This window comes from Pedococcus sp. P2_F6 (genome assembly GCF_056403675.1).
In genome coordinates this window covers 89,454-109,530 of record NZ_JBFUEZ010000006.1, presented here as the reverse complement: position 1 = coordinate 109,530, position 20,077 = coordinate 89,454, and the positions used below count along the sequence as shown (strand labels likewise).

The 20,077-nt window shown below is 66.0% G+C and carries 20 protein-coding genes, 1 tRNA gene and 1 pseudogene; 17 read left to right on the top strand and 5 right to left on the bottom strand.

Annotated features, from left to right (window positions below):
• Positions 1–218: 218 nt before the first annotated feature.
• Positions 219–452, bottom strand: a complete 234-nt coding sequence (locus AC1DWP_RS17285) for a helix-turn-helix domain-containing protein (protein ID WP_477615721.1) — start codon at positions 450–452, stop codon at positions 219–221.
• 307 nt (positions 453–759) lie between these two features.
• Here AC1DWP_RS17285 and AC1DWP_RS17280 point away from each other — a divergent pair, with 307 nt between their 5' ends.
• From AC1DWP_RS17280 to AC1DWP_RS17200, 17 genes and pseudogenes are all read left to right on the top strand, one after another.
• A complete protein-coding gene (locus AC1DWP_RS17280; RefSeq protein WP_477615720.1) occupies positions 760–1,017 on the top strand; it encodes a hypothetical protein in 258 nt (85 codons plus the stop codon).
• Positions 1,014–1,403, top strand: coding sequence for a hypothetical protein (locus AC1DWP_RS17275; protein ID WP_477615719.1), 390 nt, complete (start codon positions 1,014–1,016; stop codon positions 1,401–1,403). Before AC1DWP_RS17280 ends, AC1DWP_RS17275 begins: the two co-directional genes overlap by 4 nt.
• Before the next feature lie 57 nt (positions 1,404–1,460).
• Entirely contained in the window at positions 1,461–2,513 is a 1,053-nt protein-coding gene (locus AC1DWP_RS17270) for a C40 family peptidase (RefSeq protein ID WP_477615718.1), read from the top strand.
• Positions 2,514–2,611: 98 nt separating this feature from the next.
• The gene (locus tag AC1DWP_RS17265) at positions 2,612–2,893 is read left to right on the top strand and encodes a DUF6112 family protein (protein WP_477615717.1); all 282 of its coding nucleotides are present in this window, start codon (positions 2,612–2,614) and stop codon (positions 2,891–2,893) included.
• A 566-nt stretch (positions 2,894–3,459) separates the two neighbouring features.
• A complete protein-coding gene (locus tag AC1DWP_RS17260) occupies positions 3,460–3,681 on the top strand; it encodes a hypothetical protein (RefSeq protein WP_477615716.1) in 222 nt (73 codons plus the stop codon).
• A 200-nt stretch (positions 3,682–3,881) separates the two neighbouring features.
• Positions 3,882–4,928 carry a hypothetical protein gene (locus tag AC1DWP_RS17255; protein ID WP_477615715.1) on the top strand — a complete coding sequence of 349 codons (1,047 nt, stop codon included), beginning with the start codon at positions 3,882–3,884 and terminating at the stop codon, positions 4,926–4,928.
• A 21-nt stretch (positions 4,929–4,949) separates the two neighbouring features.
• Complete coding sequence (locus AC1DWP_RS17250; RefSeq protein ID WP_477615714.1) at positions 4,950–6,407, top strand: SCO6880 family protein; 1,458 nt, start codon at positions 4,950–4,952, stop codon at positions 6,405–6,407.
• Positions 6,408–6,849: 442 nt separating this feature from the next.
• Positions 6,850–7,911, top strand: a complete 1,062-nt coding sequence (locus AC1DWP_RS17245) for an ATP-binding protein (RefSeq protein WP_477615713.1) — start codon at positions 6,850–6,852, stop codon at positions 7,909–7,911.
• Positions 7,912–7,974: 63 nt separating this feature from the next.
• On the top strand, positions 7,975–9,687 hold the full coding sequence (locus AC1DWP_RS17240) for a type IV secretory system conjugative DNA transfer family protein (RefSeq protein WP_477615712.1): 1,713 nt from the start codon (positions 7,975–7,977) through the stop codon (positions 9,685–9,687).
• Between the two features lie 88 nt (positions 9,688–9,775).
• Positions 9,776–10,117, top strand: coding sequence for a hypothetical protein (locus AC1DWP_RS17235; RefSeq protein ID WP_477615711.1), 342 nt, complete (start codon positions 9,776–9,778; stop codon positions 10,115–10,117).
• A gap of 82 nt (positions 10,118–10,199) precedes the next feature.
• On the top strand, positions 10,200–10,871 hold the full coding sequence (locus tag AC1DWP_RS17230) for a hypothetical protein (RefSeq protein WP_477615710.1): 672 nt from the start codon (positions 10,200–10,202) through the stop codon (positions 10,869–10,871).
• Positions 10,872–10,900: 29 nt separating this feature from the next.
• Positions 10,901–11,122: pseudogene (locus AC1DWP_RS17225) on the top strand (CHC2 zinc finger domain-containing protein); the annotation flags it as partial.
• A 123-nt stretch (positions 11,123–11,245) separates the two neighbouring features.
• Positions 11,246–12,316: a toprim domain-containing protein gene (locus tag AC1DWP_RS17220; RefSeq protein WP_477615757.1), complete on the top strand. Its 1,071-nt coding sequence runs from the start codon at positions 11,246–11,248 to the stop codon at positions 12,314–12,316.
• Positions 12,317–12,400: 84 nt separating this feature from the next.
• Positions 12,401–12,754, top strand: coding sequence for a hypothetical protein (locus tag AC1DWP_RS17215; protein ID WP_477615709.1), 354 nt, complete (start codon positions 12,401–12,403; stop codon positions 12,752–12,754).
• 251 nt (positions 12,755–13,005) lie between these two features.
• Positions 13,006–14,193, top strand: a complete 1,188-nt coding sequence (locus AC1DWP_RS17210) for a hypothetical protein (RefSeq protein WP_477615708.1) — start codon at positions 13,006–13,008, stop codon at positions 14,191–14,193.
• Positions 14,194–14,310: 117 nt separating this feature from the next.
• Complete coding sequence (locus tag AC1DWP_RS17205; protein ID WP_477615707.1) at positions 14,311–14,511, top strand: helix-turn-helix transcriptional regulator; 201 nt, start codon at positions 14,311–14,313, stop codon at positions 14,509–14,511.
• Positions 14,508–15,845 carry a tyrosine-type recombinase/integrase gene (locus AC1DWP_RS17200; RefSeq protein WP_477615706.1) on the top strand — a complete coding sequence of 446 codons (1,338 nt, stop codon included), beginning with the start codon at positions 14,508–14,510 and terminating at the stop codon, positions 15,843–15,845. Before AC1DWP_RS17205 ends, AC1DWP_RS17200 begins: the two co-directional genes overlap by 4 nt.
• Positions 15,846–15,891: 46 nt before the next feature.
• Here the strand turns inward: AC1DWP_RS17200 and AC1DWP_RS17195 are convergent.
• From AC1DWP_RS17195 to AC1DWP_RS17180, 4 genes are all read right to left on the bottom strand, one after another.
• A protein-coding gene (locus tag AC1DWP_RS17195) for an IS3 family transposase (protein WP_477615705.1) occupies positions 15,892–17,030 on the bottom strand; the annotation gives its coding sequence in 2 pieces (ribosomal slippage) (positions 15,892–16,769 and positions 16,769–17,030; 1,140 coding nt in all).
• 318 nt (positions 17,031–17,348) lie between these two features.
• Complete coding sequence (locus AC1DWP_RS17190; RefSeq protein ID WP_477615704.1) at positions 17,349–18,383, bottom strand: DUF4238 domain-containing protein; 1,035 nt, start codon at positions 18,381–18,383, stop codon at positions 17,349–17,351.
• 374 nt (positions 18,384–18,757) lie between these two features.
• Positions 18,758–19,585 (bottom strand): hypothetical protein, encoded by an 828-nt coding sequence (locus tag AC1DWP_RS17185; protein ID WP_477615703.1) that lies wholly within the window; start codon positions 19,583–19,585, stop codon positions 18,758–18,760.
• Positions 19,586–19,991: 406 nt separating this feature from the next.
• Positions 19,992–20,065, bottom strand: a tRNA-Met gene (locus tag AC1DWP_RS17180).
• Positions 20,066–20,077 lie beyond the last annotated feature (12 nt).

Below are 20,077 nucleotides of genomic sequence, written 5' to 3'. Positions count from 1 at the left end.
CCATTGCGTAGCAAGGCGTCTCCCCCGCCGCAGGCTGTCCAAACAGCCAGCAGGGAGGAGGAGCGATGCCGAAGGATCCCAGGCAATTCATTGCGACCTTGGCCGAAATCCTTGAGACGGACGCCAACAGACTGAGCGCGATGAGCCTTCAGGACCTCGACGCGCTTTGCCACCGCCGACGGGGACGCCCCGTCGAGCGCGTTGTCCGGCAGGCAGAGTCAGCGATCCAGCGTGGACAGAAGCTCGGACACCGGAACGTCGAGGACTCGGGAGACGGTCGCCAAGTCCTGGACCGTCCATCGGGTCCGCCCCCGAAGCCGCATTGAGAGGGAGGGCTGCGTGATCCCAAGAGCCTTCGCCAACGCTTCCTGCTTGACGTCTCGACGGGCCATCCAAGCCCGGACCTCTCGGGACACCAGCAGTGTCAGCTCCTCGACCTCATCTCTGGCCACCCGCCAAGGATAGGGGGTCAAGGGCAGACAGAGGCTCTATCCCAGAGCCCAGCGCTTCGCCTCAGTTATCCACAGTGTCATATCCAAACTCTAGCCTTGCGTCATAGTTTCACTCACTATCTCAGTGTTCCAGTCTCTAGATGGAGGGGTCATGAGATCCACGAATGCAACCGACAACGCCGCCACAGCTCTCCAGCGAGCTCTCGAGGCCACACCACCATTGCGGTGGCCCAGCTCCGAACGCGACAGCCTCTGGCTGGTCGTCCAGGATTCAATCTGCACACGCGGTCGTGCAGTCGCCTGCCCCATGGGATCACTGACCCCGCAGGAGGTTGGGGGCGAGGACGCCCGTCAGGACGAACTCCTGGCTGCCATGTCCTGGCTCGGTGAGCACGAACGCGAAGCACGCGAGTTGGACAAGGTCGAGCTCTTCCGCATGCTTCGCGGTGTCGCTGTTCGCGGCAAGCACGGGTCAGCAAGAAGGGCGCAAGAGGATGCCCTGCACGGGATGACAGGCGTCGTCGCCGGCGAGCCCGTGAACTTCGTTGATAGCGAGGTCGCGTGATGATGACTTTCGAAGCCTGGTGCCGGAACCAGGTCATCTGGGATCCCTTGGACCCGAGCCATATTCAGGCCGCGTTTGAAGTGCTCGTGTCACGCATCGACGCGGCCAAGGCCGCCGGAGCTGCGGATCCCATGTTGACGGTTTCGACGAGCAAGGCCGGCCCCAACTCGCGGGCCGTGACCCACGCGATGCTCGAGGCGCTGGGCTACTCCCCCGCCCAGCGGCGGATCATGCACAGGCTCATGGCCGGATCGACGTCGGGGTGGCGGGGCCTTCTCCTGCTATTCGCGACGGACTCTGCCTTGACTTCAGGGGAACGGCGCTACGTGTTGCGGCAGGCACGGCAGTTGGCCGCGCTGCGTCAGACCGTGGCGGCTGGTGAATGAGGGACGGCGGCAGGCGACCACCGGCCGATCGTGTATCCGATCTCGGCTAGTCCGACCATGAACTTCTCCCCAGTCTTGGTGGCCGTTGCAACCGTCACGTCACTGATGGGCGCCACCGGCGGCATCGCCCTCGTCAGCGTCAGCAGCGAGATCCCGCCTCAGCGCGGCACCCTGGCCGGGTCACTCTGCTCAACCACAGGGACCATCACGGGACTCTCAGCCGCATCCGCAGCCAACGCGCGAGTGGTGGCCGCAACAGCCTCTGCCCGAGGCGGTCATGACGCCGCCGTCATAGCCGTCATGTCGGGGCTCGCGGAGTCGGGACTGCGGGTACTGGCCAACCCCCACGATCCGGAGGGTGCGGCATACGCACATGACGGAGTGGGATCAGACCATGACTCCCTCGGGATCTTCCAGCAACGTCGATCATGGGGTCGGGCGAGCCAGCGGATGGACCCGATCGCGTCAACCAACCTCTTCCTCGATCGTCTCCTCGCACAGCGCAATTGGGAGCGCCGCCTCCCGTGGGAGGTCGCGCAGGCGGTCCAGGTGTCAGCCTTCGCCGACGGCTCGAACTATCGCTCTCAGCTCCCCCTCGCACGGCGCATAGCCGACCAGGTCGAGATCGACGCGCGGCGCGAGAACTGTGGCGGCTCCGTTACTGGCACCCCCGCCGCGGGCAGCCTCGGACGACATGGCCTCCCGAAGGACTACGCGATTCCCGCTGAGACATCGGCCGCTGCCGCTGCGGCTGTCGCCTTCGCCCTCACGGAGGTTGGGAAGCCGTACGTGTACGGCGCGAACGGGCCTGCGGCATACGACTGCTCAAGTCTCATGGTCGCCGCGTGGGCTTCCGGTGGTCGACGCCTGACGCGCACGACATACACGCAGATGCACGAGGGCACCCCGGTCACAGAGGGCCGGCTCGCCCCTGGGGACCTTGTCCTCATCCCCGGCTCCGACGGAACCATCAGCGCGCCGGGCCACGTGGGTATGTACATCGGCCACGGATTGGTGGTTCAGGCGCCGAAGACCGGCGATGTCGTGAAGGTCGTGACGTACGCGTCCCTGACGCGTGGCGGCGTCTCCGCGCTGCGGCACATTGCCTGATCGGGACGAGCCGTCTCCCCGCAACTCATGGTGTACCCGCCCAGCGGTTACCACTTCGGCAGAGAACTACCACTTCGGTCACGACAGCGAAGGACAACATGTTCCCTTACATCGACATCAAGCCGAACCGCTCAGGGCTGCCGGGCATTGCCGCCCTCGAGAACATCGTGGGCGCGCTCCTGACCTTCGGGCTCGTGGCTTCCGTCGCAGGGATCGCGATCTCCGCGATCGCCTGGGCCATCGGAGCCCACTCGGGCAACCCCCACGTCGCAGGCAAGGGCAAGTCAGGCGTTCTCGTCGCGCTCGCCGCTTCCTTCCTCGTCGGCGGTGCCACCTTCCTCGTGAACTTCTTCAACGCACAGGGCAGCCACCTGTCATGACTCCTCGGCTCCCGATCCATCGCTACCGCTTCGTCGCGATAGTTGGACTGTTCGCCACCGCAACCCTGCTTGCGTGCGCGGGTCTATTCATTGCGGACGGCTCGACGCCACGGCCACCGTCGGACGTGGGGGTTCAGCCAGCGCCGCGCACCGCTATGCAGGACCGTGCAACTCTCTCGGCTGCGTCCCGTGCGGAGTCCGACCTGGACATCGCGCTGGCGCGTATTGCCTCGGTAGTCCCGCCCCCCGCCGCGACATCGTCCGCCTATCCGCCTGTCTCCGACACGGCGAAGCTGCAGCCGGACCTCTACGCCGCTGCATTCGTGCAGCGGCTATTGACCCAGGACTACCGACGGCCTCGCGACGAGTGTCTTCGCTGGATCCAGTCCGAGGCAGCCACCACGAGTGAGCCCCTTGTCGTCGGGCTGCTGCCTCCGACTCTCCGGTCGCGGCTCGCGGTGGCATCAGTCCAGGACGGCGTGAACGGCCGGGCACCTGTTCCCTCCGCTGACAGCTGGAAGTCACTGGCGAAGCGAGGCGCGAGTTCAACCGCCTCGATCGTCAAGGTGTCAGAGCCCTACGAGTGGAGCATGGCGGTGGCCAATGGCGAGATCACCGATCCCGGCATCACGGCCCGTCAGGTCGATGCGGAAGTCACCGTGATCCACGGAGCCGACGAGACCTCGACGTACAGCGTGAGCGTCCTGCTCAATCTCGAGGGTCCCCCCACCCGCGCCGGGTACGGCTTCGTCACGTTGGTCAACTACACGTCCACTCGGGTGAGCTGACCGTGAGCTGCACCGGCCCCAACGCCCTCAACCCCGCCTGTCGCGTCAGGGACCTCGCCGAGCAGGCGAGCAACGACGCCTTCGCCAACATTGCCGCCTGGTTCAGCAAGGCGGCGAACGAGGCGACGAACTGGCTCTGGACGGAGATCGACGCCGCGACCACGGTCAACCTCGACTCCGCTCATCTTCGGACGGACCTGATGGCCACCTCGGCCATAGCCGTTGTCCTCAGCCTCGGACTCTTCCTCATCCAGATCATCAAGTCAGTTCTCCGCCGAGAGCCCGGCGGGCTGGGGCGCGCGCTGCATGGCCTCTTCATCTCACTAGTGGCCTCAGCCTTCGCACTCACAGCGACCCGCGTTCTCCTGGCCGCCGTCGATTCCTTGAGCGACGGCGTTGTCCGCTACGCCATGGATACCAACGCTTCTGGTCTCGGGGCCCGGCTCGCGATTGCCAACCTTTCCAGCATCAGCAACCCAGCGCTGGTCCTCCTGTTCTCACTCGTCGTGCTCGCGGCCGTCGTGGTTGTCTGGGGCGCGATGATGGTCCGAAAGATGATGATCATCATCGCGGCCGTGCTCACACCCTTGGCCTTCTCCGGGGCGACAGCCGACATCACTCGCGGCTGGGTGCGCAAATGGGTCGAGTTCATGTCGGCCATGATTGCCTCGAAACTCCTGCTCGTCGTCATCCTGATGATCGGCGTATCCGTCACAGAGGGAGCGGGCCTTGCCTCGCACTCCGGCGCGGGGCAGGAACTGACCCAGGTAGCGACGGGTGCGCTGATCCTGCTCATGGGTGGCTTCGCTCCGTGGGTGGCGATCAAGATGTTCCACTTCGCCGGGGACAGCCTCCACTCCGCTCACGCGGTCGCCGCACAGGCGCCCAGCGGCGCACGCGTGGCCCTTGCCGCGCCCCAAAAGGTCAACAACCTGCACACCCAGGCGCACCACACAGCCGGCAAGTTCCAGAGGGCTCCCGCCGCCTCCAATGGATCCCAGGGTGCTGGCGCCCTGACTGAGAAGGGGCGGCCTCCAGAGGCCGTCGGCGGCAGCGGCAATCAGGGCTCCCAGCTCGTCAAGGGGACGGCAGCGACCGGGGCAGCGAACCCCGTGGTCTTGACCGCTGCGGTCGCGACCGGTGCCGCGATGGGCGCCAAGGGCACAACGAACAAGGCAATCAACAGCGTGCAGAAGGCCACCCCGAACGACCCAACCCAATGGCCGGACCGGCCCAAGCCTCAGTGACCGCCGAGCTCAGGAGAAACCGTGACTGACATCGCTTCCTCACCAACAAGATCCGTGCGCTTTGGACGCCTCCCATCCCGAGGGCTCTTCCTCGGCTTCTCAGGCATCCGAGTCACCTGCATCGCCGGCAGTGCGTTGGTGTTCGTGCCCTCCCTGTTGATCGGCGGGTTCCTCGGAGTTTTATCGACCGCCACCGTTTGGGCGACCTTGCTCGGGGCGGCCTTCGTTCCGTGGGCCGGGCGGCCTGCGGCCGAGACGGCTCCCACTGCTGCGCACTTCCTGGCCCGTCGCCTCGAGCGTCAGACGACGTATGCCGCGCGACCGGGAGCGCCACGCCCGGCCGGAACGCTTGCCCTCCCAGGCGACGCAGCCGCCCTGCGCTGGTTGGAGGACCCGGGCACCGGGGCGGTGATGGTGCACGACCCGCACGAGCGCACCCTGACGGCGGTCGCCCAGGTGACCCACCCGGCATACGTCCTCCTCTCCCCGGACGAGCAAGCTCATCGGGTCCACGGCTGGGGCCGGGCCCTTGGGGGGTTGGCGTCCTCGGGATCATGCGCACGCATCCAGATTCTCGAGACCACTCGGCCGGACAGCGGCAAGGGCATGTGCGACTGGTGGGAAGGCCACCGAAGCGATGGCCGGTCCGAGTGGGCCGTCGCTCAGTACGACGAACTGATGAAGACCAAAGCACCAGCGGCGTCGACCCACCGCACTCTCGTCGCAGTCTCGTTGGACATGAAGCGAGCCGGCAAGGCCGTGAAGGATGCCGGCCGCGGCGTGCGCGGGGCTGCTGCCGTCCTTGCGCAGGACATGAGCGCATTCGACTCGAGCCTCCGAGCAGCGGAGCTGCGGCTGGCGGGCTGGCTCGGGCCGTCGGAGCTGGCCGGCGTGCTCCGCAGCGCGTACGACCCGACAGGCTGGGACGCCATTGCGGGCACAGACCTCGGAAGGAATCCCTCGACGGCCGGGCCGATCGCGGTCGAAGAGCACTGGGACCACCTCCGCCACGACACCGGATTCTCGGCCGTCCTCTGGATCAGCGAGTGGCCGCGGACCGACGTGCCACCGCAATTCCTGCACGCACTTGTCTTCGCTCCTGGGATTCGCAAGACCATCTCGCTCACGGCGACCCCTCTCTCGACAGCCGCAGCCATGCGCGACATCCGCAAGGCAAAGGTCGAGTACGCCACCGACTCGGCCCAGAAGGCGCGCGTCGGCTTCATCGAGGACCTTGCCGATGTCCAAGAGCTCGCCGACGTGAACGAGCGCGAGAGGGCCCTGATCAGCGGCCATGCCGACATGAAATTCACCGGCCTGATCGCAGTCACCGCACCCACCAAGGACGAACTCGATGCCGCCGTCAGCCAGATGCAGCGGGCCGCAACCCAGGCCCTCTGCGAGACCCGACTCCTCGTTGGCCAACAGGCTCGAGCGTTCGCAACGGCCGCCCTGCCCCTCGCACGAAAGGTGCACTGAAATGTCCAGCCGGCACCGCGTCCACGCGGCGACGTTCTTCACCCCGCCCCGCCATCCGCGACGCGAGAGGCGCATGCAGTCTCGCAGAGCACGCGAGATGGAGAAGCAGGCAAGGCGGCGCGCTCGTCGACGTTCCCAAAGGTCGCGAAGCGGAAAGGACGGGACGGGCCCCGAGACCCTTGGCCGGAAGGGTGAGCCCTTCGCTGAGTCATTGCGATCCCACAAGCACCTGAGGCTGCCCGCGCACCGGGCGACATCGGAGGTCCTCGCCGGCGCCTATCCCTTCCTCGCCGAAGGCGGCCTTGGCAGTCAGGGCACTTTCGTGGGACAGGACGCCTGGTCGGGCGGTGGCTTCTGCTTCGACCCTTGGGTGCTCTACCAGGACGGGACGCTCACCAATCCCAACTGCCTCCTGGCCGGTGTCGTAGGTCGTGGCAAGTCCATGCTGGCCAAGTCCTTGGCAACACGTTCGATCGCCACCGGTCGCAAGGTCTACGTGCCGGGCGACCCCAAGGGCGAATGGACAGTAGTCGCGAAGGCCGTGGGCGGCGTCGCCATCGAACTCGGCAACGGCACCGGCAACCGCCTCAACCCCTTGGACGAAGGGCCTCGCCCGTTAGACATCCAGGACGCGGGATGGCGCGCTCTCGTGGCGACTCGTCGTCGGGCACTTCTCGGCGCGCTTGTCGAGTCCGCTCTCAACAGGCCAATGGGGGCCGTCGAGCACACCGCGCTGGACCATGCACTCCGAACGGTCGTCGATGGCGCGAACGCGCCCACCCTTCCCGCGGTGGTGGAGGCGCTCTTTAACCCAACGCGGGGAGAGGCTGGCGCGACGGTTGAGCAGCTCCTCACAGACGGTCGCGACATCGGGCATGCGCTGCGTCGGCTGGTCTCCGGCGACCTGGCTGGGCTGTTCGACGGTGAGTCGACCGTCCGTTTCGACCCGAGTCTTCCGATGGTGACTCTCGACCTCTCGCGGATCTCCGGTTCCGACCAGCTCATCGCCATGGTGATGGCCTGCGCGTCCGCATGGATGGAGGCCGCGCTGTCCGACCCTCTCGGTGGCCAGCGCTGGGTCATCTACGACGAAGCCTGGCGACTCATCAGGCAGCCCGCGCTGCTGAGCCGGATGCAGTCGCAGTGGAAGCTGTCGCGCGGCCTTGGCATCGCCAACCTCATGATCATCCACCGACTCTCCGACCTCGAAGCCGTCGGCAGTGAGGACTCCGAGTCGCGTGCGCTGGCCCGAGGCCTGCTTGCCGACTGCTCAACGAAGATCATCTACCAGCAGGAGACCTCGGAGGCGCCGCGGACGGCATCGGTCCTCGGCCTATCGGCAACAGAGCGCAACGAACTGCCGGAACTGCAACGGGGAGAAGCACTTTGGCGAGTGGGCCAAAGGGCTTTTGTTATTCGCCACCTCGTCACGGACGGCGAGCTGGAGCTCTTCGACACAAATTCTCGAATGGGCCAACCCATGCCTGAACCGGGACGTCGGTGACCACCCATGTTCACCACCTCTTCACGTCGTGCAAACTTGGGAAGCTCCGACAGGCTCGTCGCCATGGCGACCCTAACCGTGGGCGCGCTTGTCGTGGTCCTGTGGCTTGGCGCTGCCCTGAGCGCCCTCATCCGGCGCCGTCAGCCACCCTCGCTCAGTCTGCAGGCGGCCATTCAGGTGCTCGGCCCAGCGGCTGCCCATCCGTCAGCCGCCTGGGGTGACGGCGTCGGGCCCCCCGGGCTCTATTGGACTTGCGTGGGGCTGGTCCTCGTCGTCGTTGCCGCCGTGCTCACAGCGGCTTGGCGGCTCATGCGCACCAACGCCGACGGCAAACAGGACCCGAGGCACGCCGAGGGCCTGGCGTCTCGAGCTGAGTGCGACAAGGTGGCGGGGCGTCGCGCTCTCAAGACCCGCGCGGGGCAGCTGCGGCCCGGCCTGAGTACGCCCCGCATCGAGGACCTGGGGCATGCCCTGGGTGAAGCGCGTGGAGTGACGTGCTTTGCCACTGTTGAGGATTCGATCGTGGTCCTCGGCCCTCCGCGGTCGGGAAAGGGGCTACACCTGGTCATCAACGCAATCCTCGATGCGCCCGGAGGGGTCATCACCACCTCGACCCGCCCAGACAACCTCACAGCCTGCCTCGAGGCCAGGGCAATGGTGGGACCCGTTGCCGTTTTCGACCCGCAGGGGCTCGCGCCCGGCATCGACTCGGCGACCCGGTGGTCCCCGGTCCGTGGCTGTGAGGACCCGCACGTGGCCATGGTGAGAGCGAAGGCGCTGACATCCGGTGCGGCTTCTGGCACTACCGACGCCAACTTCTGGCAGGCCTCTGCTGAGCAGGCCGTGCGATGCCTCCTGCATGCGGCGGCATTGGCTCGGTTGGGGGCGGCAGACCTCTACCGCTGGTCCCTGTCTGCCCTTCAGGCCCACGAGGCGGTCATGATCCTGGCGTCGGATCCCCGTGCCGCCACCTCTTGGCACCAGGCACTGGAGTCGATCGTGACCGCGGACCAACGACAGAGAGATTCCGTCTGGGCCATGGTCTCGATCGCGTTCTCGTCACTTGCGGACCCTCGGGTGCTCAATGCGCTCACCCCAGGCCCGGGCGAGCAGTTCGACCCGGAAGTCTTCCTGCGCAGGCGTGGCACCGTGTTCCTGGTCGGCACATCGACGGGTGCGTCCGCGACGGCTGGGATCGTCGGCGCCTTCGTCGAGGATGTGGCTGAGGTCGCAAGACGAATGGCAGCACGGTCCTCCGGAGCGCGGATCGACCCACCTCTGTCCATGATCCTCGACGAGGCGGCGAACTATCCCTTGCCGTCGCTGACCTCGCTGATGTCCGAAGGCGGCGGTACCGGCATCTCCACCACCGTCGTCCTGCAGTCCCTCGCCCAGGCCCGCGCGGTCTGGGGAGAGCACGAGGCATCGGCGATCTGGGACGCCGCCATTCTGAAGGTCATCCTCGGTGGAGGCTCCAACGCGCGAGACCTGGATGACCTCTCCCGTCTGATCGGCCAACGGGACGAACGGCAGTACAGCGAGTCCACCGGAACAGATGGGCGCAGGTCACGGAGCTCATCGACACGACAGGTGCCAATCCTCGACTCCTCTCAACTCAGGATGCTTCCATTCGGCACGGCCGTCCTCATCTACCGGTCAGCCCGACCGATCGTGTTGAGGATGCGCCCCTGGCACCAGCGAGACGACGCCACGGACCTTCAGGCCGCACGCCGGCGACTCGAGACGGTGATCCAGGGTGCCAGCAGATCCGACTGAGCAGGGCCCTGGCCCAGTTCATTGGCCGTCACTGCTCCCCGATGTCGCGCCATCCGCTTGGGCGGACCTTCGTGGGTGGGTTGAGGCATTGGCGGGCCGCTATGACTTCGACACGAGGACGATCCCGCCGTGCTGGTACCACCACAACTCGATTGTCGAAACCCTGTCCGCACTGCACGACTTCGAGCGGATCTCCTTTGACCCCAGCGCGTCACCAAGCGGATCGCTGGACTTTGCACGTGCCCTGAGAGAGACCGAGCACCGACTCGTCGAGTTGAACGCCAAGACACAGTGCTCGGTCCACGAACACCGGACGCCGCCCACACAGGCGTTGGTCGTCGATGACCAAGCCTGGTCGGCGTTCGTCGACGCTGACACCGGAAGGCGTTGGACGACTCTGACCGGCGAACTGGAGCACGGCGACGGGTGACGGCGCTGACTCTGTACCGGTAGGCCCGTAGCCGGATCACAGCGCGGGATCGGCCCGCGCGGCTGCGAAAGGCAGATCGGTGATGAGTCTGCATCCCAGCCACCCCAACAGAGTTCAGCCTTCGGGGGCGCCCGCGACGTACAACGCTCGTGACGCCGTAGAGATCCTGCTTCACCTCGCCGTTCGCGCCCACCAGAACGTCGATCGCGCCGACGACGTCGACTACTGGTATCGCCTCGGCCAGAGAAACGCCTACCTTCAGTCCGCTGCTCAACTGACCTGCCTGAACCACGGCACTCCGGTCTTGGAGGTGGCCGATCGCCTCGGGCGGGCCCTCGAGGAAGGCCGCGTCGAGGTCCCGGCACTAGCTCGGCTGGCATCGACGGACGCGCCCCGCAGCCTGGACCAGAAGGCTCCTGAGCTCGACTGGCTCGGCGCACACGCCTTCAAGGCTCGGTATGCCGCGACCCCGGGGACCGATCACGACTACGGCATGCGGTGGGGGCCACGAAGCGACCAGCGCATCTCGCACCGCAGGATCGAGGAGGCGCCAGCTGGCGCCCTCTACGCCTACGACGCAACCTGGGACGAGTACGCGCTCATCGGGCTCGACGTCCCCACGGCCGCTGTCGAGGCTGCCTTCCGTCGGGCCCTGGACTCGGACATCCACATGTCCGCCGCCGAGTTCGCCCGGCTGGTCACCCTGCAGATTGGTCCGTCGGCGGACGCCCCCAGCGCTGGCCCGGAGCTGTGAGCACCACGGCCAGGTGGGACCTCGACGCGATGCGTCGCTCCCACCCGATCGAACAGGTCGTTGCGGCCAGCGGAGTTGAACTCCGTCGACAAGGAAGCGGCTTCATCGGATGTTGTCCCTTCCACGAGGACAGCCGGCCATCCCTCTCCGTCGGCGGGGTCGCCGACCGATTCCACTGCTTCGGCTGCGGAGCCCATGGCGACGTAATCGACTTCGTCCAACAGTTGCACGGCATCTCCTTCGTGCAGGCGGTCGAACGTCTAGAAGGACAGCCGACGGCACCGCCGACCGCGGCGACTGCTCACCGGGCAGCGTCCGGATCAACGCGACCTGCCTTCGTAACGGGGACGGCCCGAGCTCACGCAGTGAATCGGATGGCGTGGGAATACTTCACCGCTCCTGCCCGCGAGGCCCGAGCCACGCATTACCTGGGCACGCGCGGCATCGAGGTACGCGCGCTTGCCCGTCGAGCTGGCGAGCCAGTTGTCGGCCATACGGGGAACCGCTGGACGGGACTCACGACGTACCTCATCGCCCGGGGAGTCTCGATCGCCGAGCTCGAGGAACTCGACCTCGCCCGCCCCACCAGATCCGGCGGCCACATCGACACCTACCGCGACCGACTGGTTGTTCCGGTGCGGTCGCAGGGGACGCGCATCGATGGGTTTATCGGGCGCGACACGACCGGCCGAGCCGAGATTCCCAAGTACCTCAACCTTCGCCGCACGCCGATCTTTGACAAGGGTGCGGCGCTTTACGCGCCGTGGAGCGGCCCCCTGTCCGCTGACGCGACGGTCGTCATCGTGGAGGGACCGCTGGATGCGCTGGCGGTCGCCGCGGCGGCGGCCGCCCGGCATACCCACTTGTTTGCTCCCTTCACGACCAGCGGGGTGACCGTGTCCGCGTCGCAAGCAGAGTCCGTGATCGCGCTGCACCCTTCTCCCCCTGTCATCGCCCTTGACGGGGACCGTGCAGGGCGCGAGGGAACGGATCGCTGGCTCAAGGCCTTGTGCCTCGACGCTGGGAAACCTGCGCTGACGGTGAAACTGCCCGAGGGGATCGACCCTGCGGACTGGCTTTCAGAACACGGCACCGCCGGGCTCGCCGCATTCGATCCACGAACCGACCGCCGCAGCGATCCTGCTGAGGTGTGTCCGCGGGTCCCCGCTCGAGACCTGGTGAGGCTGTTCCTCGAAGGCGACCCGCGTGCCCCTAGGGAAGCGATCAAGATCCTTGCTGCGATCGGCAAGGACCTCACTGGTCACGACTTGCATGACTTCGTGAGTCAGGCATCGCATGAGATGACCGTCCGGGGTTGGAATCACGAAGCCACGTTTGGACCGGTCCTCGAGGGCTTCATCAGTAGCGCTCGTCTGCGCGGCCCAACGACGCGGCTCACGGCCGTCCCGGACATGAGGCCGCCGCAGTTGTCCCCAGATCTCTGAGCTGACGGCGCGACGGAGACCTCGTGGGTCGATGGTCGAAGTCCCAGTCACATTCTCGGCACACCTGACCAAGAAGGAGTTCGCATGCCCAGTCGCATCGAATCAGACCACGTTGACGCGCAGCCCGCATCGGTTGTCATCGCGCGGGCCTGTGTCCACATCGACCTAGCGGCCTGCGAGTTGGAACGGCGGGCCGGAGACGACGTGTTCTCGCCCTGGCTCCCGTTGGCTGGCCAGCTGCACCTCATCAGGGGAGGTCTCGACCCTTCGATTCGCGCCGCCGCGGAACCAGACGACCTGGACGTGACTAAGCACCTCGACGCCGCCCTCGCCCTCCTCGAGACGGTCAACGGGGCTCAGCTTCCCGATGTCCTTGAGTGGATCGGCGACCTGCAAGCCCTTCGCGCGGGGATCGCATCGAAGGACGCGGCGCGATGACCGTCACGACGCTCCCTGATCTCATCGCCCGGGCCGAGTCCCTGGCCCGGGGCCTGCGTTTCTCCGACCAACCCACGACCACCGAGCAATGGACCACATTCGAGGCCACCACTCATCGGCTGATGCGCGAATTGGCCAATCCCTTACTGGTTGGCCGTCGAGTCAGCAACACAATCGCCTCGCGCCCACGCGAGATAGCGCGCAACCTCCCGAGGGCGCCACAGTTCGCCGCGCCCGAGACCAGGTACACGGTGAGGGAGGCGGCCACACAGCTCGGAGTCGGCGTTGACACCGTGCTAGGGCGTCTGCACCGATCACAGCTCCCTGGGGTCCTCGACACCGGCGCCTACGTGATCGGGGCCGCGGACCTCTTCGACGCGGCGGAAGTCGTGCCCGCCAATGCGACAAGCACCCACCCGCTGGATCGCCTGAGCACCATGTTGGGAACAACCGCGGACCTGATCACACTGCACCGGCGACGCCAGAGTTTCGGCGTCCAGGACGATCCTCTGGGCACCGACGCGCAGCTCAGCCCTGTCATGGCCAGGCTCCTGACCGTCACGGTGATGGCAGCTCGTGACTCTGTGTCGCGCCTTCCGACTGCGACCGCTGACCAGGCCCTCGAGCTGGCCAAGTACGCCGAGCGCTCCCTAGACCAGCTAAGCCAGCGAGTGGAGAGCGACAGCCTCAGCCGCGTCGCGAGTTTCATCGCTGGGCCGACGAGTCCCGGCCTCAACGACGAGCTGCAGTCTGCCCTTCGCTCGTGGGCTGATTGCGCGCGCGCCGAGGTCCGGCGCGGTATCCCCAGCGCAGACTCGCTTCGAGCCATCGCCAATCAGAGCCTGCACATCTACGCCGTGTCCGCGAGGATGCTCGGCTCCATTCAGGCGGGGACGGTCGAGCACCACGAGGCCCAGGACTGCCTTCGCGAGGCTGCCGTGAGCCAGCGTCGGCTCCAAGAGAAATGGGGCAACGTGACAACAGCCGTGAAGCCCGGACGGGAGTTCGCTTCAGCCACCCGGAATGTCCACGGCGTCTTGGAGGTGCTCGACCAGAGGTTGGTCGACGGAGGGTCCGAGTGCGACCTCACAGCCGGTGAGCGGATTGCCGCCTGCAACGAGCTGGCCAATGCATTGGGCGAGATCGCCGACATCACACACGAAGCGCGACACCTCCCTTATTCGCTCACGAGATCGGAGCTTCTCTACGCCCCCGCCAGGATCCTGCCCAGTGCCGCTGAACGTCTCCAGGCAAGACAGTTGGGCCGGTTCGTTCCCGTGCTACCAAAGGAGATCCAGGATCTGAGGTCGGTCGCTCACGACGCCGCGAACGCGGCTGCCACCGTGGTCAGCACGGTCCCTCCCGAGTTGCAGAGGCTCCCCCGCTGGACGAGGGCTCCCGCGGTGACGACCTCCCTCGGTCTTGCCCCTGAGCTGTAAGTCGCGGGCGTCGACGGTCGTGCCCATTCCATTCAGATGGTGTATCCACTCCCCGGTACACGGGGGGAGAGCGAGCCCCGACAAGGCGGCTGCAAGGTCAACCCGCGGAACACTCACATGGAGAACACCATGATGGACTTGGAGCAACTACCAGCACTGATCTCGGTACCCAAGGCTGCAAAGATCCTAGGGCTGAGCAGAGCCAGCGCCTACCGCTTCGCCGCTGCTGGCGAGTTGCCGACGCGTCATCTAGGCGGTCGCGTATTCGTGGTAACCCACAAGCTCAAGGCGTTCCTCGACGGCGGGGAGGCTGCATGAGCCGTCGCACCCTTCCCGGCGTCGCCGTGTACAAGCGCGGCAAGGCCTGGGCCTACCAGGTGGAGCGGGATCGGGCGACGCTCGACGGGAGCCGGAAGCGGTCATACAAGGGTGGCTTCCCGACCGAGCAGGAAGCCTGGACTGCGGCCGTGGAGGCCAAGAAGCAACTTGACGTCGGCCGTGCTCCCCATGCCAAGCGAGTGAGAGCCGAGGTGTTCCTTCAGGAGTGGCTTGACTCAGTGCGACCATCACTGAAGCCATCGACGTTCGCCAGCTACCGAGACATGGTCGAGGACTACGTGGCTCCCACCATCGGCCAGCGGTGGTTGGGCGATGTCACGGTTCAGGTCCTCAACGCGTTCTATCGGCACCTGAGTGAGAGCGGTCGCAAGCGCAAGGACACGAGTCTTCGGGTCTACGAGTACTGGTCGGCCCACATGGACGAACGGGGCGGCCTTGGTCCTCGTCCGACCGAAATCGCCGACCGATGTGGCGTCTCCCGAGACGCCGCGCGGTCCGCGCTCATGCGGTTCCGTCGCGGCAGGGTCCCCAAGGGCCGAGGCAGCGGCCTGGCACCGAAGACCGTCCGCAACATTCACAGGATGCTTCACCGAGCCTTCAACGATGCGGTGGCATGGGGCTACCTGACAGCGAACCCGACGCATCACGCTGTGCTTCCCCGGCCGACCCCTCAGATCGAGCGCACAGCCGCGCCCTGGACCACCGATGAACTCGCCGCTTGGCTCCGCGTCGCGCTCCAGGACCGGTATGCCGGGCTGTGGGTTCTAGCCGCCACCACCGGAATGCGTCGTTCCGAGCTGGCCGGGATCCGTCGACGTTGGCTAGACCTCGAGGAGGAGACCCTCGTGGTGGCCGACACCCGCGTCGTGGTGGATGGACGAGCCGCCGACTCAGACGGCAAGACGGCAGCGGCGAGGCGCACGCTGTCGCTTGACGACTTCACCATGAAGCACCTACTCGGCCACTTGGAGCTGATCGACACCGAACGCGAGGCCTTCGGGGCCAGCTACCCAGACCATGACTTCATCACCGTGCGGCCGGACGGCGTACGTCTCCATCCAGACACGCTGACGCGTCGCTTCAACCGACTAGTGGACCGCGCCGGCGTTCCTCGGATCAGGCTGCACGACGTCCGCCATACCTACGCGACCCTTGCCATGGACGCCGGCGTCGATCCCAAGATGCTCAGCGATCGGATGGGCCACGCCAACACCTCGATCACCCTCCAGATCTACACCCACCGGTCGGTTGGCAAGGACCGCGAGCTAGCACGATCTGTTTCCGAGCTGATCGAACGGGCTCTCGAGTCCTAGCGTGGGCGTCAATGTGCTGACGGGACCCCGTGATGTGGTCCAACCGCTATGAGAGTGCTGGTTGGGTGGTGCTGGTCCAGCTGGCCGCGTACTCCGCCGGGGTCAGGTCCCCGAGGGAGGAGTGCGGCCTGTAGGTGTTGTACTCGATCCGCCAGGCTTCGACAACGACCTGGGCCTCGAGCAGCGTGGCGAACTCCTCGATGTTGAACAGTTCGTCGCGGGCCCGGCTGTTGAAGGACTCGACGAACGGGTTCTCCCACGGTGAGCCGGGCTCGATGAAGGCGGTTCTGGTGCCGGCCAGGCGGCAGTAGTCGCGCAGGGCCCAGGCGATCATCTCCGGGCCGTTGTCCATCCGCAGGTGCTCGGGTGCGCCGCGGACCGCGACGAGGTCGATGAGCACCTCGACGACCTCGTCGGAGGTGCCGGTGCGCCCGACTCGCATCGCCAGCGCTTCGCGGGTGTGTTCGTCGACGACGTGCAGCGACTTCAGGCGGCGCCGGTCGGTGGTCTCGTCGAACTGGAAGTCCAGCGCCCAGACCTGGTTCGGACGCTCGGCGCGCAGCCGCTCACCGTTGTCGGGGCTGACGCGGCGGCGTTTCCTCGTGCGGACCGGGCGGCGCAGGCCCTCCTGCCGCCACAGTCGTTGGATTCGCTTGTGGTTCACCGACGTCCACGCCTTGGTGACGTCGCGGCGCAGCAGCCGGTACGCCATCCGCCACCCCCACCGCGGGTGCGCCYGGGCGATCCGGCGCAGCTCGGCCCGCAGCCGAGATTCCTCATCGGGCCGGGCTCGCCGGGGCAGCCGGTGGGTGGACCGGTGCGCGCCGACGACCCGGCAGGCCCGACGCTCGGAAACCCCGAACCGATTCCGCACATGCCCCACGGCACGGCGGCGACGGTCCGGGGTCAGAAGTTTCCCTCGGCCAGCTCCTTGAGCATGTCGATGTCCAGGGCCTGGTTGGCCACCAGCTTCTTGAGCCGGGCGTTCTCGGACTCAAGCTCCTTCAGGCGTTTCGCCTCGGACGCCTTCATCCCTCCGTACTGGGACCGCCACCTGTTCCAGGTCGCCTCGGAGATCTCCAGGGTGCGCAGCACCTCGGTCAAGTCCTTGCCGTCGTTGAGAATCCGCTCGCCCTCACGCAGCTTGCGGACCACCTGCTCGGGGGTGTGCCGGTGTCGCTTCATCGTGATCGTCCTCCTCGCCCACAGTGTGGGCTCTTGGACTCTCACAACGGGTGGACCACTCCGAAGGGGTCACGCCAGTGCCATCAGAATGGCTCCCCAAGGACCCGAAGCGCCGATCAGGACGGATGAGCGTCTCTCCGCACATCGCGGGCGTGCCCCGATGCTGCTGCTTGGCGCCCAGATCGACGCGGGTTCGATCCGCCGATAATTGGGCTCATCACATATGAGGGTGTAGTGGTCGTGTCGGAGGTCGGTCTGGGTGAAGGGCGAGGCCAACCCGGTGCTCCGCACGCCAACTTCCGTCAGATTGATCTCACGTCAATCGGATGCGAACAGCGGCTCACCGTCAAAATCCATATCAACGAGACCACCCATCGGCTTGATGTTGACCAGGTCCGGCTCGGGCAGATTGACAGGCACGTACCGCTCGTCCTCGGGGTGGTGAAAGACATACTCCCTAGCCGATTCCGCGGTGTGCAGGTTGAACAGTTTCTCCATTGCTGTGGTCCCGGACTGGATTCGGTCGATCCGTCCGGCAAGCACCATCTCGCGTAGCTGCTGGACACGCGGATCTTCCGCTCCGGCACCCTCCAACATCGCCATGGGATCACTCATGAGTAGCCCCAGCTTGCGAGTGAGCGGGAAGGTGACGCCCCATGCCGTCCCGAAGCCGACTCCTTCCCATGGCTCGTCATCCGGTCGGCGCACCAGGCTGACTGGAGCATCCGATGTTATGAGGGAGCGTCGGTCGAAGCGAACGAGTGTCCAGGGACGGATCGCAAGGTAGGGCGTCAGCTCGACTGCGGTCTCGACTGTGTTCTGGATGTGAGCCAGGTTGGAGAATCCGATCGGCGGTCCACCGGGCTGGGTGGCCTCGTCCCAGATTCGATCCTCTTGCTCCTGCGACGGATCGAACCCAAGGTTCTTACGGATCCAAGTACCAACGTTCTTGCGACCACCGACGCCTACCTCCAGCCGAACCATGGTCGCGCGGACGTGCTCGGTTGTCCTCCGGGTATCTGGCCCGCGCACGCTTTGCAAGGCCACGTAGTGGGCAAAGGCCCACCTGTTCTCCTCGGAAGGAGGAAACTCGCCGTTGGCAAAGCCCCTGATGATACCGAGGGCCTGAGCCTCGACTTCGCTAAGCACCTTCTCGAACGCATCTGGCTCTTCGAACTCGCCGACCGTGTGGAAGTGGTTCTGCGCAGCCACGTTTTTCACGCTCGGCGTGTATGGCGCCCGGGAGCAGTCAAGGGGCATGACCCTGATGCGCTCTTGGCTCGTCGCGAATCCCCGAAGATACCCCTGCGGCACATAGTGATGGAGCTTCGCAGTGCTCTTCTTGCCCGTCATGCGCGCATCATCTCTGCGCTCGCACCTGAATCGCGCTCACCCATACAACTCCCCCTACGTCGTGCATCTGCGCACCTCGTCGATTTCGACTGGGAACAGGTCGTCACGACTACAGTCTCCCCGACGCGACCGACAGGTTGAGCGACAAGCGGAAAGAACCGTTCTTCACAGTCCTGTGCAAGGGCGACAGATCGAACACCTACATCTGGCACATCGAGATGCTCTGCGGCCATGCAAACACGATCTCTAAACCCCGATCCACCGATGGACCCTCGATGGATCGGGGCGAAGTTCGGTCCCGACCCCAGTCCAGACATGAGTCGATCACCGAGCAACGGATTTGGGTAGAGGGGCATACGGGATCCGACGTTGAGTCACTGCGGTGCGTGGACCTCGGCACACCAGGGGTCGTCCCATGTGTCGAGTACTTCGGAGACGTGGCCCCACTCCCACTCGGTTCCTCGCCACGCGGTTGCCGGGTCCCAATGGAGGGTGAGCGCGGGTAGCCACCGTGGCGTTATCCATAGGTGCGTTATCTTGAGGTCCAGCTGCGGCGGCGGCAGTCGGGCAACGTCGTCGGGCGTTGCGTCCCGAAGCCACTCGAAGACGGGGTCGTTCTCGCTGTCGACTGTCAGTACGGCGTGCCGCTCAGGGCCACCGAACTCCTCAAGCTTCTTTGGCACGTCCGCGTACCCGGGGCGGGCAAGGACTGCGCAGGCTGCGGCTACGACGCTGGGGCCGTCCGCGATGGGTCGCCCTCCACCGGAACCGATCGTGAACCGGACCTCACCGGGTGCGAACTTGTCGAACGGCGCGATGAACTCGTACTGCTCAGTCCTCCTCGGCACCTCGTCGCGCTTGGCGGGGTCCCCAAAATCACGCAACGTGTTCTCGAGCCATGTCAGGTCCTTGACTCTGGCCTTGGACGTCAGCGAGACCCAATAGCCGTGCTGGAGCCCGGCGTACTGCTTGCGCCGGCCGAACTTCTCTAGCGCATTGGCGAGTTGATTGTCTGCCTTGTTCGGATCGGACACGATCTCGAGCGGCACACCGCCAGCTCGGTGAATGATGGCGTCGGGGAGGCTCTTGCCACGTCGGTCGTCGTAGGAGCAGACGCGTACGCCGAGGGTCTTCTCGACGATGAACCGGGCAATGGTTTCGTCGCAGTTTTCTCCATGGTTCCCGGGCGCGCTTGGCGACATGGAGTTCTCCGTTCGTTTTGTCTGTAATCCAGACACCCACGGCCATGCTGCCTGCTTGGTAGCACTCTTTGCCGCATTGAGGGCGGATCGGACCTGCGTCCTACCGCCGCAAAGGCACGGCCGCGCTCCCATCTCATCGCGCCAAGTCCCGGACCGCGGCGGGCGCGGGGCCACTCCATCGCACACGCCTACGGCCGCGGCCGCTCGGACGGCTGGGACGGCCTCGGACCCACTGTGGTCATCGGTCACCCTCGCCGTCGAGCTGCTTTGGGCACGGTGAGACGCAGTGAGACACATGGGCCGCCTGTTGCCGCTGGCTACACTTTTGGCTACAGGCGGGGGTAAACGACGACAGCAAGAGGCCCCTTCCTGATTGGAAGGGGCCTCTGACCTGCTACTTCTTGAGTAGCGGGGGCAGGATTTGAACCTGCGACCTCCGGGTTATGAGCCCGGCGAGCTACCGAGCTGCTCCACCCCGCGTCGGTAGACACC